This window comes from Curtobacterium sp. B18 (assembly GCF_000333375.1).
GTDB lineage: Bacteria > Actinomycetota > Actinomycetes > Actinomycetales > Microbacteriaceae > Curtobacterium.
Genome location: NZ_BACZ01000346.1, coordinates 1 through 14,653, shown reverse-complemented (window position 1 = coordinate 14,653; position 14,653 = coordinate 1). Strand labels below are relative to the sequence as shown.

The 14,653-nt window shown below is 73.5% G+C and carries 21 protein-coding genes and 1 pseudogene; 10 read left to right on the top strand and 12 right to left on the bottom strand.

The genetic code is table 11. The annotated features are described in order from the left end of the window. On the top strand, positions 1–476 hold a 476-nt coding region (locus I5E_RS09575), incomplete at its 5' end, for an SDR family NAD(P)-dependent oxidoreductase (RefSeq protein WP_022906782.1). Between the two features lie 24 nt (positions 477–500). Here I5E_RS09575 and I5E_RS22675 read toward each other — a convergent pair. The 3 genes from I5E_RS22675 to I5E_RS09560 form a co-directional block, all read right to left on the bottom strand. Next, positions 501–1,064, bottom strand: coding sequence for a DUF6611 family protein (locus tag I5E_RS22675; RefSeq protein ID WP_022906781.1), 564 nt, complete (start codon positions 1,062–1,064; stop codon positions 501–503). Beyond that, positions 1,061–1,591 (bottom strand): hypothetical protein, encoded by a 531-nt coding sequence (locus tag I5E_RS09565; RefSeq protein WP_042723742.1) that lies wholly within the window; start codon positions 1,589–1,591, stop codon positions 1,061–1,063. The genes I5E_RS22675 and I5E_RS09565 overlap by 4 nt, the downstream gene beginning before the upstream one ends. 215 nt (positions 1,592–1,806) lie before the next feature. Then, positions 1,807–2,508, bottom strand: coding sequence for an SDR family oxidoreductase (locus I5E_RS09560; RefSeq protein WP_022906779.1), 702 nt, complete (start codon positions 2,506–2,508; stop codon positions 1,807–1,809). An 86-nt stretch (positions 2,509–2,594) separates the two neighbouring features. Here I5E_RS09560 and I5E_RS09555 point away from each other — a divergent pair, with 86 nt between their 5' ends. Next, on the top strand, positions 2,595–2,984 hold the full coding sequence (locus I5E_RS09555; protein ID WP_031262038.1) for a MerR family transcriptional regulator: 390 nt from the start codon (positions 2,595–2,597) through the stop codon (positions 2,982–2,984). Here I5E_RS09555 and I5E_RS22670 read toward each other — a convergent pair whose 3' ends face one another. The 3 genes from I5E_RS22670 to I5E_RS09540 all read right to left on the bottom strand — a co-directional run bounded on the left by I5E_RS22670 (position 2,985) and on the right by I5E_RS09540 (position 5,804). Beyond that, complete coding sequence (locus I5E_RS22670) at positions 2,985–3,932, bottom strand: AraC family transcriptional regulator (protein WP_022906777.1); 948 nt, start codon at positions 3,930–3,932, stop codon at positions 2,985–2,987. Then, entirely contained in the window at positions 3,929–4,492 is a 564-nt protein-coding gene (locus I5E_RS09545; RefSeq protein WP_042723740.1) for an AAA family ATPase, read from the bottom strand. Before I5E_RS09545 ends, I5E_RS22670 begins: the two co-directional genes overlap by 4 nt. 94 nt (positions 4,493–4,586) lie before the next feature. Next, positions 4,587–5,804: an FAD-dependent monooxygenase gene (locus I5E_RS09540; protein WP_031262034.1), complete on the bottom strand. Its 1,218-nt coding sequence runs from the start codon at positions 5,802–5,804 to the stop codon at positions 4,587–4,589. 59 nt (positions 5,805–5,863) lie between these two features. Between I5E_RS09540 and I5E_RS09535 the strand changes: the two genes are divergently transcribed. Both I5E_RS09535 and I5E_RS09530 read left to right on the top strand, forming a co-directional pair. After that, complete coding sequence (locus I5E_RS09535; RefSeq protein ID WP_022906774.1) at positions 5,864–6,385, top strand: MarR family winged helix-turn-helix transcriptional regulator; 522 nt, start codon at positions 5,864–5,866, stop codon at positions 6,383–6,385. A 30-nt stretch (positions 6,386–6,415) separates the two neighbouring features. After that, the gene (locus tag I5E_RS09530) at positions 6,416–7,018 is read left to right on the top strand and encodes a copper resistance CopC family protein (RefSeq protein WP_022906773.1); all 603 of its coding nucleotides are present in this window, start codon (positions 6,416–6,418) and stop codon (positions 7,016–7,018) included. 11 nt (positions 7,019–7,029) lie between these two features. Here I5E_RS09530 and I5E_RS09525 read toward each other — a convergent pair whose 3' ends face one another. Next, positions 7,030–7,266: a hypothetical protein gene (locus I5E_RS09525; protein ID WP_022906772.1), complete on the bottom strand. Its 237-nt coding sequence runs from the start codon at positions 7,264–7,266 to the stop codon at positions 7,030–7,032. Between the two features lie 51 nt (positions 7,267–7,317). Then, positions 7,318–7,686 carry a VOC family protein gene (locus I5E_RS09520; protein WP_022906771.1) on the bottom strand — a complete coding sequence of 123 codons (369 nt, stop codon included), beginning with the start codon at positions 7,684–7,686 and terminating at the stop codon, positions 7,318–7,320. Between the two features lie 61 nt (positions 7,687–7,747). Between I5E_RS09520 and I5E_RS09515 the strand changes: the two genes are divergently transcribed. Beyond that, entirely contained in the window at positions 7,748–8,197 is a 450-nt protein-coding gene (locus I5E_RS09515; RefSeq protein WP_022906770.1) for a MarR family winged helix-turn-helix transcriptional regulator, read from the top strand. Positions 8,198–8,206: 9 nt separating this feature from the next. Here the strand turns inward: I5E_RS09515 and I5E_RS09510 are convergent, their stop codons facing one another. Further along, positions 8,207–8,638, bottom strand: coding sequence for a bleomycin resistance protein (locus I5E_RS09510; protein ID WP_022906769.1), 432 nt, complete (start codon positions 8,636–8,638; stop codon positions 8,207–8,209). 194 nt (positions 8,639–8,832) lie between these two features. Here I5E_RS09510 and I5E_RS26975 point away from each other — a divergent pair. The 4 genes and pseudogenes from I5E_RS26975 to I5E_RS09495 form a co-directional block, all read left to right on the top strand. After that, positions 8,833–9,285: pseudogene (locus I5E_RS26975) on the top strand (MFS transporter); the annotation flags it as partial. A gap of 88 nt (positions 9,286–9,373) precedes the next feature. Then, positions 9,374–10,384: an MFS transporter gene (locus I5E_RS21540; RefSeq protein WP_222836458.1), complete on the top strand. Its 1,011-nt coding sequence runs from the start codon at positions 9,374–9,376 to the stop codon at positions 10,382–10,384. A gap of 120 nt (positions 10,385–10,504) precedes the next feature. After that, entirely contained in the window at positions 10,505–11,482 is a 978-nt protein-coding gene (locus I5E_RS09500; protein ID WP_022906768.1) for an alpha/beta hydrolase fold domain-containing protein, read from the top strand. Positions 11,483–11,490: 8 nt separating this feature from the next. Then, on the top strand, positions 11,491–12,450 hold the full coding sequence (locus I5E_RS09495) for an NAD-dependent epimerase/dehydratase family protein (protein WP_031262031.1): 960 nt from the start codon (positions 11,491–11,493) through the stop codon (positions 12,448–12,450). A gap of 22 nt (positions 12,451–12,472) precedes the next feature. On the opposite strand, the gene I5E_RS09490 is transcribed toward I5E_RS09495, so the two are convergent. The 3 genes from I5E_RS09490 to I5E_RS09480 form a co-directional block, all read right to left on the bottom strand. Then, positions 12,473–12,670 carry a hypothetical protein gene (locus tag I5E_RS09490; protein ID WP_031262030.1) on the bottom strand — a complete coding sequence of 66 codons (198 nt, stop codon included), beginning with the start codon at positions 12,668–12,670 and terminating at the stop codon, positions 12,473–12,475. A gap of 189 nt (positions 12,671–12,859) precedes the next feature. Further along, entirely contained in the window at positions 12,860–13,729 is an 870-nt protein-coding gene (locus I5E_RS09485; RefSeq protein WP_022906766.1) for a hypothetical protein, read from the bottom strand. Between the two features lie 94 nt (positions 13,730–13,823). Beyond that, entirely contained in the window at positions 13,824–14,402 is a 579-nt protein-coding gene (locus I5E_RS09480; RefSeq protein WP_022906765.1) for a TetR/AcrR family transcriptional regulator, read from the bottom strand. Positions 14,403–14,492: 90 nt separating this feature from the next. Here I5E_RS09480 and I5E_RS09475 point away from each other — a divergent pair. Then, on the top strand, positions 14,493–14,653 hold a 161-nt coding region (locus tag I5E_RS09475; RefSeq protein ID WP_031262029.1), incomplete at its 3' end, for an NAD-dependent epimerase/dehydratase family protein.

The following is a 14,653-nucleotide window of genomic DNA, read 5'->3' as shown; positions in this document are numbered from 1 at the left end:
AGCAGCCCGACGACGGCATCGTCCAGCAGATCGCGCTGAACGAGACGGCGCTGGTGCGGCTCACGCGGGCTTTCCTGCCCGGGATGCTCGCCCGCGGTGTCGGCGGCGTCATGACCGTCGCGTCGACCGCGGCGTTCCAGCCCACCCCGCACATGGCGCTGTACGGCGCGACGAAGGCGTTCGTCCTCTCGTTCACCGAGGCGCTCTGGTGGGAGACCCGCGGCCGGGGCGTCCGGGTGCTCGCCCTCTGTCCCGGACCGACCGCGACGGGCTTCTTCGACGCCGCCGGTGGAGGCTCGTTCCTCGAGGGCGGCCGACAGACGGCGGACGAGGTCGCACGCGTCGGTCTGCAGGCGTTCTCCCGCGCCGGCGGCCCGACCGTGGTGTCCGGACTCCGCAACGCGGTGCTGGCGAGCGCGCACCGGTTCGTCCCCCGGGGGCTCATGACACGGATGTCCGCGATGGTGATGGAGTGACGGGCCGGACGGGACGCCGTCCGGTCAGCGCCCGAGCGGACCTCGTCGTCCCGCGGCCGGCGGCGTCGGGCGGCTGAACCGGGCACGTCGGTCGCGCGGCAGGTCGTTCCACACGTCGGCCCAGATCGCCTCGAAGTCGACCGGTCGGATCGCGCCCTGCCGGAGCGCCCGCTCCGGCACGGTCAGCGCGTCGAGCGAGGCGCCGAGCAGCCGGACGTCGCCGTGCACCTCGGGGCGTCCGTTGCCGTGGAACGTCGTCACGGTCAGGGTCCGCACGCCGGGCCGGAGTCGGCGGGCGGCGCGCCCGAGCACCAGGAACCCCGCTGCGTACAGCCCCACGGCGGCACCGGTCCCGAGGGCGGCGTGGGGGGCGAGCGCGGCCATCACGCCGATCGCCACGAGGGCGCCGAGTGCCGGCCAGGCGGACCACGCGCGGAGCACCGCACGTTCGCCACGCGTCGTGCCCGGCGGGTAGACGACGAGCGTCCGGGTGCTCCACATCGTCCGGTCGACGGGCCGCACCGCGTACCGACCCCACACGTGCGGACCGTCCACCACGCGGGACCGGACGTCGGAGACGACGCTCACCGGACGACCTCGGCACGGACCGGCGCCACCACGTCCCGGTGCCGGATGGCGGTGACGCAGGGGAAGCAGAGCAGGTCGCCCTCCTGGACGTCCGACGGCAGCGGCGCCGGGAGGCGGTGGAACGGACCGTCGTCCGCGCCGACGCACGGCGTCAGGACGTAGGTCCGCGTCGGTGCGGCGGTGCTCACGCGGCCGATGAGCCGCACCTCGTCGAGCACCGCGAAGCGGGGCAGCACGGCGTCGAGTTCGAGCAGGACGACACCGGTGCGGGGTCGTCGGACCCGCACGACCGAGGCCACGGCGACGCTCACCTCGCCCGGCGTCCACGTGCGCGGGCGGTACCGGGGCGGCGCCTGCTCGGCGGTGTGCACGCACGGGGTGCCGGCGAGCTCGGCGAGCCGGACCATCGAGACGGCGGCGACCAGGACGTCGCCGGTCGTGGGCTCGGTGTGGGCGGGCCAGAGGGTCGGGTCCACGGGGTCGGGGAGGGACGCGCGGAGCGTCGGGAGGATCGCGGTCAGGGTCACCACTCCACGATCCGGCGGGGGCGGTCGGGCGGACAGCGTCCTGACGGATCGCTGACGGCGTGCGCCGGATCCCGTGCGCGGTCCTGACGCGGCGAGCGCGGAGGACGCGACGAGGGCGCGGAACGCGCGGGGCGGCGGACGGGAGGCGCGGTGCGGGCTGGCACCGTCCCTCCCGTCCGTCCCTGGGTCACGCCGGCCGCATCACGCTCGTCGCGTCACGCGAACTGCGCGTAGAACCGCTCGGGCGCCTCGGCGAGCGAGGCCTTGACCCCGGCGCTCCAGTCGTCCACGACGACCTCGGCCGCGCCCCGCTCCACCCCGTCGAGCGAGCACCGGGCGACCTCGGCCGGGTCGACCTTCGGCCCCTCGTACCCGGCCATCATGTCCGTGTCCGCGGCCCCGAGGTGCAGCCCCTGCACGGCGACGCCCCGCCCGGCCAGTTCGAGGCGGACGGCGTTGGTCATGTTCCACTCGGCGGCCTTCGCGACGGCGTACCCGCCGGAACCCGGGTACGCGAACCAGGACAGCGCCGACAGGACGTTCACGATCGCGCCCCCGCCGTTGCGCTCGATCAGCGGCGCGAAGGACCGGACCATGGCGAGGTTGCCCCAGAGGTGCGTGTCCAGCTCACGCCGGACGTCGGTCAGGTCGTCCGTGAGGAGCGATCCCTGGGTCGTGATCCCGGCGTTGTTGACCAGCAGCGTCACGTCGGACGCCCGGGCGGCAGCGGCCTCGACCGAGGCCTGGTCGGTGATGTCGAGGGGCAGCACCTCGACCCCGTCGACGTCCACCAGCTCGGGCCGCCGCGCCGTGGCGTAGACCTTGGCGGCGCCGCGCTCGAGCAGCTGCTGCACGAACCGTCGTCCGATGCCCCGGTTCGAGCCCGTGACGAGTGCGACCGATCCAGCGATGTCCATGGTGTCCCTCCTGCCGAGCGGGCACCTCCCGCAGCGGCTCGGCTACGCTAAGACCTCACATCCATGTGAGGTGCAAGGAGGAGATCGTGCGCATCGGAGACCTCGCCGCGGCGACCGGCGTGAGCGTCCGGTCACTCCGGTACTACGAGGAGCAGGGACTGCTCCGCGCGGACCGCACACCGAGCGGCCAGCGCGCCTACGCCACCCCGGCGATCGACCGGGTGCGGCTCATCCAGCAGCTCTTCGCCGCGGGACTGCCGAGTCGCACCGTGGTGCAGCTGCTGCCGTGCGTGGACGCCGGCGTGGCCACCGACGAGACGTTCGCGCTCCTCGTCGCCGAACGCGACCGGATCACGACGCAGCTCGCCGAGCTCGAGGCGGCGCGCGACCGGCTCGACGAGGTCATCGCGATCACCGAGCACCCGACGCCCGAGCACTGCCCGGCACTGCGGGACCGACCGGCGCAGGCCGCCTGATCAGCGGCGGCGCGCAGCCTGCCAGGTCTCGCGCGGCAGCACCCCGAACTCGTCGCGGTAGCTGCCCGCGAAGCGGCCGAGGTGCGCGAAACCGGAGTCGCGGGCCACGTCGCCGACGCTCCGGTCGTCGCCGGACTCCAGGCCCTCGCGGGCGAGCAGCAGCCGGATGCGCCGGAGGTAGGTCGTCGGTGTGATGCCGTGGTGTCGACGGAACGCGTCCTGCAGGCCGCGGATGCTCAGGCCGGCCGCCGCGGCGACGTCCTCGACGGTGATCTGCTCGGTCGCGTGCTCGAGCAGGAACGCCTCGGCCCGGGCGAACCGGGCCGCCGCCGCCGTGCGGGGCTGGTCCTGACCGACCGGCCAGTGCGGGATGGCGGTCAGCAGGCCGCCCGCCGCGAAGCGGGTCAGCTCCCGTTCGTGCTCCTCGGTGACCTCCTCCGGTCCCCGCAGGACGTCCGCGGCCACCGCGCGCACCATCAGCCACCAGGCCGCGAGGGTCGGTCCCTCGGGGACGTGGTGCGGCTGGAACTCGATCGGTCCGGGGTGCCACGCACCGCGTTCGGCAGCCACCTGCTCGACCGTCGTCCGGTCGATGCGGATGAGGTCGAGCTGGAACCCGTCCCACCGGACGTGCTGGGGATCGTGGCGGAACAGCACGGGTCGGCCGGTCGGCACCGGGTCGCCGTCGACCGCACCGCCGCCGGACTTCAGCCAGAAGAGGACCATCGCGGTGTCGGCCTCGACCGTCCCCTCGACGACACCCGTGCTCGCCATCGAGACCAGGGACAGCAGGTCGGAGCCGCGACGCCGTTCCGCGAACGAGAACCCGGACACGGCACAGTCGACCGTGGCGCGCCGGACGTCGGGGATCCGCGTGACGAGCTCGGCCGCGTCCGCCGGGTCGGACGTCACGACCGACCACTGCGCGCGCTGCACGAGGGCGGTCACGGTCGGACCTGCCCGGGCGACGGTGCGGAGGCGTCCGGGGCGCCGAGCACCGCCTCCGCGATGTGTCGGGCCACCTGCTCGGGCGGGGTGTGCGTCGTGTCGACGACCTCGGCGGTGGCGTGCAGCCAGGTGCGCGCGGCCTCGGCGTACGGTCCGACGCGGCTGGACCGGAACGTGGACGGCCCCGTGACCTGGTCGTGCTCGATCCGGTCGCGCAGGGTGGGCTCGTCGGCGTGCAGGACGAAGTGCCGGACCGGGATCCCGTGCCCGGCCAGTCCGTCGGCGATCTCCCGCCAGTAGCGCTCGACCAGGACCGTCTGCGGCATGACGAGCGTGCCACCCACGGATCCGAGGACCTGCCTCGCGGTCTCGACGACGAGCGGTCGCCACGGGTCCCAGTGCTGGAAGTCGTCGGTCGGCCACAGCTGCGGGTGGATGTCCATCAGGGTCTCGCCGACCTTCTCGGGGTCGAGCACGCGTGCGTCCGGCAGGAGCGGTGCCAGCAACCTGCTGGTGGTCGTCTTGCCCACTCCGTGCGTCCCGTTGATCCAGACGATCATGACCGGACCGTAGCGCATCCGGCTGCCGGACCGGGGGAACGGGCGGACGCCGGGCGCGTGGCGGGGTCGCACCGCGCCCGGCGTCGGTCGCAGGTCACCCCAGGTGCGCGTAGTCCGGCAGGTCGATCGCCTCGGCCGGTGGGGTGGCGAAGCGCGCCCCGAGGCGCCCCACGACGGGCAGCGCCGCCACGCGGACGGCGGCGCCGAAGGCCGCGACCCCGAGGCGGGACGTCGGGTTCGCGAGCCGCGGGGTGCCGGGCGGGAGCCGCTGGGCGCGGGTGACGTACGGCCGCATGATCCGCTCGTACGCGCGGAGGGCGTCACGGTGGTGGACGTGGGCGGCGAGCTCCCCGGCGAGGACGTAGGCGCCGGTGAGCGAGAGGCTCGTCCCCATGCCGCTGACCGGCGACGCGCAGTACGCGGCGTCTCCGACGAGGACCACCCGACCGTCGGACCACCGCGGGGCGTGCACCTGCCCGATGGCCTCGGAGTAGAGGTCGTCGGCGTGGTCGAACCCGTCGAGGATCCGTTGGGCCTCCCACCCGGCGTCCCCGAACACGGCGTGCAGGCGGCGACGCACGGCGTCGAGGTCCCCGCGGTCGGAGCCGGCTCGCTCCCGCCGGCGGTCCGTCACGACCGACACAGCCGCACGGATCGTCCCGTGCGGGTCGGGGCGGAGCGTGATCGACCGGCCGCCCGGGGCGTTGTACCAGCGCCACCAGTCGTCGTCCGACGCCGTCCGGGGGATCGTGCCGTAGGTCGTCTCGAGGCCGAGCGACCGGATCTCGGGCTCCTCGCCGAACACCAGTCGGCGGGTGCTCGACCCGATGCCGTCCGCCGCCACGACCAGGTCGAACCGGTCGTCCGGGCCGTGCTCGAAGCCCACGGTCACGCCGTCGTCGTCCTGGTCGATGCGGGTGATCCGGTCGCCGTAGCGGTACTCGGTGTCGTCGACCGTCCGCTCGACGAGCAGTCGCGCGAGGTCGCCCCGCAGGACCTCGAGCTCGGCGGTGGCCCCGTCGGAGTCGGAGGTCCCCGCGGCGAACGCGGCGATGGTCCTGCCGTCGGCGCGGACGAACCGGGTGCCGACCTCGCCGGTCGTGGCGGCACGGATGGCGTCCTCGACGCCCATCCGGCGAGCGACCTCGCGCCCGGCGCCGCGCACGTCGACGTTCTGTCCGCCGGTGCGGAGGGACGGTGCCCGCTCCACGATGACGGTCTCGAACGAGAAGCGGTGCAGCCAGTACGCGAGCGCGGGTCCGGCGATGCTCGCACCCGAGACGAGCACGCGTCCGCGAGGGTGGTGGGTCATGTTTCCTCATGTCGTTGATTACCAATGAGATTGGCAATGTACACGACTACCATGGACACGTGTCGAACGAGGAGCAGCAGATCCGGGGCGTGCGCGCCGACGACCGCACCGACCGTCACGACCGGGCGGCAGCACGTCGCGACGGACGCGTGCTCCCCGACGACGACATCCGCGCACGCGTCCAGCAGGTCGCCGTCCGCCAGCAGCGGTTCGAGCGGCACCTCGCCCGGGCGCTCGAGGTCGACGCGGCCGGACTCGAGGCGATGGACCACCTCATCGCGACCGGTCCGGCGACCCCGACCGAGCTCGCGCGACGCCTCGAGATCTCGACGGCGGCGATGACCCTCGTGCTCAACCGGCTCGAGGCCGCCGGACACGTCCGCCGCGAGCGCCACCCGAGCGACGGCCGCAAACTCGTCGTCACCGCCGCCGAGCGGTCGTCGGACCGCGCGTACGACCTGGTCCTGCCGCTGATCGACGGCATGGAGGCGATCGTCGACGACCTCGGGCCCGACGAGCGCGCGACCGTGCAGGCCTTCCTCGACCGACTGATCGGCGTCTACGACGACGCGATGGGCTGAACACCCGGACAGGATCGGCGACAATGGGCCGTGCCCTTCCGTGCCCTCCTCACCACCGCCGCCTCGGCGTTCGCCCTCGCGATCGTCCTCGCCACCGCGACGCCCGCCTCGGCCCACGACGTTCTCGCCGGGTCCGCACCCGCCGCGGACACCACGGTCCGGGGTGACCTCGATCAGGTCACCCTGACGTTCTCGGAGCCCCCGCTGGCGGGACTCGAGTCGGGCATCGTCATCAGCGTCACCGACCCGGACGGCACCGAGGTCGGCAGCGGGGACGTCGACGTCGACGGCAGCACGCTCCGCACGGCGGCCGACCTCACGACCGCCGGTGCCTACACGGTGACGTGGCGGAGCGTCTCGGTCGACGGCCACCCGATCTCGGGGAGCTACCGGTTCACGTCGTCCGGGGTGCCCGCCGCGAGCCCGACGACGGGAACGTCCGTGAGTCCGTCGGCGGCAGTGGCCGCACCCAGCGCGAGCGCGACGGCGTCGAGTGGTCCCGCGAGCGCCCTGGCAGACCCGTCCGGGCCGAGGGCGACGCCGTGGGTCCTCGGCGGGATCGCGGCGCTCGTGGCCGCCGCCCTCGTCACCGCGCTGGTGGCCGTCCGCCGCCGGACGGTCGCCGACGACTGACCCCGCCCGGATCAGCGCCCCGCGTAGCGCCCGCGGCGGTGCCGCCGGTCCCACACCGCGACGGCGATCCGGCCGACGCCGAGCGCGATCCAGGCCCCACCGACGATCCACCGCCACGCGTCACCGCCCTCGACCCCGGCGACCACGAGCCAGACCACGCCCAGGGCGGTCCACGCCACGGCCATCCAGATGGCCGGTCGCCCGACGATCGACCGCCACAGCTGCTCGTCCCCGGCGTCCTCGCTCATGGCCACACCGTAGACCGTCCGGTCCGCCCCGGCGAGGAACTGAGCAGATCGTCAGGCGCGATCGTGCAGCGTCACCTGGTACCCGTCCGGGTCGGCGAAGGTGAACGTCCGACCGAACGGACCGTCGATCGGCGCGGACACGATCGTGTGCCCGTCGGCGACCAACGCGTCGTGGATCGCCTGGACGTCGGTCGCGTGCAGCCAGATCGCCGCGCCGATGCCCGGCTGGGCCACGGCGTCCAGGTCGGTGCCGGGCACGAGGTCGCGCAGGGCGAAGGCGATCGGCGTGGTCTCGAAGACCACCGCGTGCGGCGGACCCGCCTGCGAGCGGACGAGGCCGAGGTACCGCTCGTAGAACGCCTGCGACGCGTCGAGGTCGCGGGTCTGCAGCGAGATGAAGTCGGGGCCGGTGACGGGCATGGGGTGCTCCTTCGTTGGTGTCAGTTATCTGACACGGATCAATGTATGTCAGACTACTGACATGCGTCAAGACGGGAACGGCATCGACCTCGACACGTCCCTCGGCTACCTGCTCAAGGAAGCGTCGAGCGCGCTCCGCACCGCGATGGAGGCCGTGCTGCGCCCGCTCGGCATGACCATCACGCACTACTCGTGCCTCGAACTGCTCGCGCAGCGGCCGGGGTCGTCCAACTCCGACCTCGCCCGCGGGGCCTTCGTGACGCGGCAGTCGATGAACGTCCTGCTGCAGGCACTCGAACGGGACGGCTCCGTGTCGCGTGCGTCGGAGGCACCGGTGGGCAAGGCGCTGCCGGTCCAGCTCACCCCGCTCGGCCGGAAGCGTCTCGCCGAGGCCTCGGCAGCGGTCCGCGGCGTCGAGCTCCGGATGCTCGGGGGGATGTCGGCCGACGAGCAGGAGGCAGCGCTCCGTGCCCTGCGGAGCATGGTCCGGGCGCTGCGCGACGACGCGTGAACGGTCCCGCTACGGTGCGACCGGTCGGCGCCCCGTGGACGACTGGAACCGCAGCAGGTAGCCGTCCGGATCGGTGACGAGGAACTGCCGCACGCCGGCCTCCTCGTCGCCCACGCGGTACCAGCGCGTCTCCGGCGGCATGAAGAGCTCGACACCCCCGGCGCGGAGCGACGCCGCGACGACGTCGGCGTCCGGCACCCCGATCTGCAGGTTGATCCCACGGCCGAGGGGTCGCTCGAGCGGCCCGGTGACCCAGTTGCGACCGACCCCGGCCTGCTCCAGCATCACGTGCGCCGACCCGAGGACCAGGTACGCGAAGCGCTCCTCCGGGCGCGCGTAGTGCACGGTGAAGCCGCACAGGTCCACCCAGAAGGCGGTGCTGACGTCCACGTCGGCGACGAGGAGCTCGGGCACGAGCGCGGGATCCGGGTCGGGTGTCACGAGGCCATGGTGCCAGTCGTGGCGCCCCACGGCGATCCGCGGAGCGCGGTCCAGGAGGCGCGGTGCGGCCGAGGTGGACGCGCTGCGGTCGGGCGCACGGTGCGTGACGGACGCGCACCGCGCCTCCTGAACGTGTGGACAAGATCCGTGCTCGCCGGACCGGCGACGCGTCGGCGGCCTAGCGTGAGAGCGTCATGGCACCCGAACACCGACTCCCTGCTGAGCCCGATGCGGCTCCCACCGTCGCGCACCACGAGGCGCACCACGCTGCCACCGCCGCGCCACCCGAGCGCACCGAGCACTCCGATGGCGGCTCAGGCGACCAGCCGGACCCGAACCGCTGGAAGGCCCTCGTCATCTGCCTGCTCGGCGGCGGCATCGTCCTGCTCGACGTGTCGATCGTCAACGTCGCGCTGCAGTCGATCTCGTCGGGCCTCCCCGGGGCGACCCCGGAGGCCGTGCAGTGGATCCTGTCGGGCTACGCGCTGTCCTTCGGGCTCCTGCTCGTCCCGGGCGGGCGGCTCGGCGACGCCTCCGGTCGTCGCCGCATGTTCGTCATCGGCGTCGGGCTCTTCACCCTCGCGAGCGCCCTGTGCGGCTTCGCGCCGAACGGGATCGTGCTGGTCGTCGCGCGCCTGGTGCAGGGCCTCGCCGGCGGCCTGCTGACCCCCCAGGTGACCGCCCTCATCCAGCAGCTTTTCCGCGGCAAAGGAACGCGGCACCGCGTTCGGCCTCTTGGGCGCCACGGTCGGCATCGCCACCGCGATCGGCCCGCTCGTCGGCGGCCTCCTCATCACCGCCTTCGGCACCGAGAACGGCTGGCGGTTCGTCTTCTTCGTGAACCTGCCCGTCGGACTCGTCACGATCCTCCTGGCCTTCCGCTACCTGCCGGGGGCGAGCCGGGCCGAACGCGGCCGGAAGCACGACTTCGACCCCGTCGGCATCGCCCTGCTCGGCGCCGCCGTGGTCGCCCTGCTGCTGCCGTTCGTGCAGTCGCAGGAGTGGAAGGGCACGGCGAAGTGGTGGCTCGTGGTCGCCGCCGTCGTGCTCGGAGTGCTGTTCGTCCTGTGGGAGCGGCGGTACGCCCGGTCGAAGGAGCCCGTCATCGACCTCCGGCTGTTCCGCCGCCGGTCGTTCTCGCTCGGCGTCGGACTCGCGACGCTGTACTTCGCCGGGTTCACGCCACTGTTCTTCGTCCTGACGCTGGCCCTGCAGTCCGGCCTGCACTACTCGGCGCTGATGGCCGGCCTGGCCTCGCTGCCGTTCGCGATCGGCTCCGGGGTGGCGTCGACCATCGGCGGTCGCGTCGTCTCGCGGTTCGGCCGGCAGCTCATCGTCGTCGGGACGATCCTCGTGCTCGTCGGGCTCGGTGCCGTGATCTGGGTCGTCGCGAACCACTACCGGTCCGACCTCGGGTGGTGGCTCGTCGTGCCGCTCCTCGTCGCCGGGGTCGGCTCCGGGCTGACGATCTCGCCGAACCAGACCCTGACCCTGTCCGAGGTGCCGGTGGAGCAGGGCGGGTCGGCCGGTGGCCTCATCCAGGTCGGCGCCCGTGTCGGCTCCGCGATCGGCATCGCCGCGGTCGGCAGCGTGTTCTACTCGGCGCTCGCGAGCTCGAAGGGCGACTACTCGCAGGGGCTGCCGCTGGGGCTCGGCGTCGCGCTCGCGTTCGTGGCGGCCGCCCTCGTCGCCGGCATCGTCGACGTCGTGGTCGGACGGGTGCGGGGGACCGAGGCGACGGTGTGATCCGGGTCCTGACGATGCGCTATCGTCAGGACCAGAGGGAAAAGGCCCGCGCCCCACCGGCTGCCGGGTACTCACACGCGGCTCACGGGGGTCGCCACTTCGTCATCGAAGGAGTGCCCCGTGTCCGAAGTCCTCGCTCGCCCGCCGTTCGACCCCGAACTCGTGCCGTTCCTCGACGCACTGGCGGCACGCGGTCCCTTCACCGTCACGCCGGAGATGCTCCCGCACATGCGGCAGCTCGACGTCACCGAGGCCGAACTCGACGCACGGCTGCACGCCCGCGGGTACGAGCGTCGGCGCATCACCGTGCCCGGCCACCGCGGCGACCCGATCGACCTCGCCGTGATCCAGCGCGCCGGTCGAACGGGCGCGACCACGGGGGTCTACACGATCCACGGCGGCGGCATGGTGTTCGGCCACCACCTCGGGAACCTCGACTCCTACGACGACTGGCTGCTGGTCCACGACGTCGTGCTCATCAGCGTCGACTACCGCCTGGCTCCGGAGCACCCGGACCCGTTCCCGGTCGAGGACTGCTACGCCGGCCTGATCTGGGTGACTGAGCACGCCGAGGAGCTCGGCATCGACCCCGACCGCATCGTCGTCGCCGGGCAGAGTGCCGGCGGCGGGCTCGCGGCGGGCACCGCCCTGCTCGCCCGCGATCGACGAGGACCGTCGCTGCTGGCGCAGATCCTCGTGTCGCCGATGCTCGACGACCGGGACGCCACCGTCTCGACGCGGCAGATCGACGGCGTCGGGGTCGCCGACCGGCAGCTGACCCGGTTCGGTTGGGACGCCTACCTCGGGGACCGTCGCGGTACCGAGGACGTGTCCGTGTACGCCGCCCCCGCACGGGCGAGCGACCTCGCCGGACTCCCGCACACCTACATCGACTGCGGCAGCGCCGAGGTGTTCCGCGACGAGACCGTCGCCTTCGCGAGCGGGCTGTGGGCAGCGGGCGTCGACGCCGAGCTGCACGTGTGGCCCGGAGCCTTCCACGGCTTCACGAGCATGGTGCCCGACTCGACCGTCGCGAGGACCGCCACCGCAGCACTCGCCCGGTGGACGAGCCGGACGCTCGGTGACGTCGAGGATTGAATGGACCCGTGCGGGTACTGGTGCTGGGCGGGACGGGGTGGCTGGGACGGGCGATCGTCCGTGCGCTCCTCGCAACGGGGGCGGACGTCACGTGCCTGGCGCGCGGCGAGACGGGGACGGTCCCGGACGGCGCCCGGCTCGTCCGGGCCGACCGCCGGGCACCCGGCGCGTACGACGACGTGCGCGGCGCCTGGGACGAGGTGGTCGAGCTCTCGTGGGGTCCCGACCTCGTCGGCCCCGCGCTCGACGCCCTCGCGGACGACGCCGCGCACTGGACCCTCGTGTCGAGCACCTCGGTCTACGCCCGCAACGACGAACCGGGCGCGGACGAGAACGCCGCGGTCGTCGAACCCGCCGACCTGACGCAGTACGCGGACGCCAAGGTCGCCGCCGAGCGGCGGAGCGTCGACCGCCTCGGGTCGAGGCTGCTGGTCGCCCGACCCGGCCTGATCGTCGGCGCCGGCGACCCGAGCGACCGGTTCGGGTACTGGCCCGGCCGACTCAGCCGTCCCGGGCCCGCGCTCGTCCCCACGACGGCCGGTCGCACGGTCCAGGTGGTCCACGTCGAGGACCTGGCCCGCTGGGTCGGCGATGCCGGACGGGCCGGTCGCACCGGGGTCGTCAACGCCGTCGGGGACGTCGTGCCGATGCAGGACTTCCTCCAGCTCGCCGTCGAGGCCACGGGCTTCGACGGCGAGCTCGTCGAGGTCGAGGACGACGTCCTGCTCGCCCACGACGTCGCGTACTGGGCGGGGCCGCGGTCCCTGCCGCTCTGGCTGCCGCGCACCGACACGGCGCTGATGGACCGGTCGGCGCGGGCGTTCCGCGACGCCGGCGGCCGCGCCTGTCCGCTCGAGGAGACCCTCGCCGAGGTGCTCGAGGACGAGCGGGCACGAGGTGTGGACCGGCCGCGGCGTTCCGGGCTCACAGCCGCCGAGGAGGCAGCGGTCCTCGCGGCAGTCCGCTGACGCCTCGCGCCCGGATCGACGCTCAGCCGCGCCGCCGGCGACGGAGCCGTTCGAACCACCCGGCCGTCGCGATCCCCTGACCCACGTCACCGCTCCCGGCCAGCGTGCCCGCGGCGAGGCCCAGGAACGTCGCACCGCAGGCGTCGCACAGCGTCCGCGTCGCCGTCCGGACCGGCTCGCCCTGGATGGGTCGTCGGCACTGGTCACACCGCTGCTGCATGGTCCCCCGATCGTCGGTGCTGGCTCCCGAGTCTGCCGCACCGTCGCATGGCCCTGCCGTGTGACGGACGGGAGACGGCCCCACCAGCCGGTTCCGGCGCACCGCGCCAGCGGTGCGACGGCCATGACGGGAGGGACGGTGCCGGCTGGCACCGCGCCTCCCGTCCGGCGGCGGGTCGCCGCAGCGTGCTCAGCCCTGGTTCACGGTGTCGGCAGCCCAGGACAGGTCGTCGTCGGGGTCGACCTCGAACGCCTCGAACCGCGGGTCCCCGAGGATGTCCGCCACCAGGGTCCGGCTCCCAGCGACGATCGTCGCGTCCCAGTCGATCTCGGTGGCGAGCACCCAGGCGTGGTCCTCGGGCCAGAGCATCTGCGGCGTGTGGCCCGGCGCGGGGTGGTCCTCGAGGCTGACGGTGTCGGGCCAGTCGGGGCGGGCGAAGGTGTCGAGCGAGGCCGTCATCAGGTGGAAGCCGCGCCCCGGCCAGGCGAAGCGCGGACCCTCCAGGGCGTCGGCGACCATCCGTCTGCGGTGTCGCAGCTCGACGAGCGCCAGCTGCTGCTGCGCCGCGATGTCCGCCGCAGTGGGCTCCCCGAAGCCGAAGGATGCCGCGCTCGAGCCCGCTCCGAGGTCGCCCCATCCCTCCCACACGGCGGCGACGAGGTCGGTCGGCGTGGTCGTGGTCCGAGCGAGGTGCACGGTCAGGGCCGCGAGCAGGTCGGTGTCGAGTTGGCCCTCCTCGGGTGGCCCGACGGTCCAGCCGTCGTCAGTCTCGACGGCGACGGGCGGCGTCCGGCCGGACAGGTGCACCCACTGCACCAGCGGATGCACCCGCTTGCCGGTCCGTTCGGCGATGTCGGACCACCGCCACGGTCGCCCGTCCACGAGGAGCGGCACACCCCACTGGTCGGTCACGCTCGCGTCCCGCCGATGTGCGGGCAGCGGGTGCAGGATCCGCGCGTAGGCCGCGAAACCGGTCCCGGCGACGCCGCCCGCCGTCGCCCATCCTCCGGCGCGCTCGAGCAGCCAGTCCCCACGACCCACGTCCGCGATCAGCCCCATGGGGTCACGGTAACCGGCGAAGCCGTCAGGCGCAGCCGGATCGTTGCGCGGCGCTGCCGTCGAGGTGCGGCAGCCGACTCGTCGAACCGGCTGTTCACCCGAGCGCGCTGGTCGCGCTGCGGAGTTCCTGCAGCACGTCGAGCGCATGGCGCGCCAGTCCGTCGTCGTCGCTCGGCTCGCCCTCCGACCAGCGTGCGTACCCCTGCTTGAACGCCAGGACCCCCATCTCGCTCGCCAGCTGGGCGAGCGTCTCGGGCACCCCACGCTCACGGAGCGCCGTCGCCATCGCCGCTGCCATACCGACGCTCTTCAGCGCGTCGCGTTCGCGGAGTTCGGCACTCGCAGCGACGGCGGCCTTGAGACGCGGGCCGAGCGCCCGGTTCCGCGGACCCATCTCACCGGAGGCTCGCTCGAGTCCGGCGGCGACGGCGTCCAGCGGGGTCGCCTCTGCTGGAGCCTCGGCGATCCCCTCGGCGAGGAGGCGACTGAGGGTCTCCTGCCCGGCGACGAGGAGCTCGCGCTTGTCCGGGAAGTGCCGGAAGAAGGTGCTCTTCGTCACGCCTGCGCGCTCGGCGATCTCGACGACGGTCGTCGCGTCGTACCCCTGCTCGGTGAACAGATCGACTGCGGCGATGACGAGTCGCTCACGTGCTCCCGGTTCCCATCGCGCCATGGTGCGATCCTAGCCGACGGGACAATTGTCCCATGGTGGGGTCTAGAGTGACGGTACACATGTCCCCATCACTCGAATCGAGGAACCACCATGCACGTCTTCGTCACCGGGGGCACCGGCACGATCGGTACAGCCGTCGTCACGGAACTGCTCGCCCACGGCCACACGGTCGTCGGCCTCGCCCGCTCGGATGCTTCAGCTGCCCTCCTGGAGACCGCTGGCGCCGGGATCCTGAGGGGTTCACTCACCGA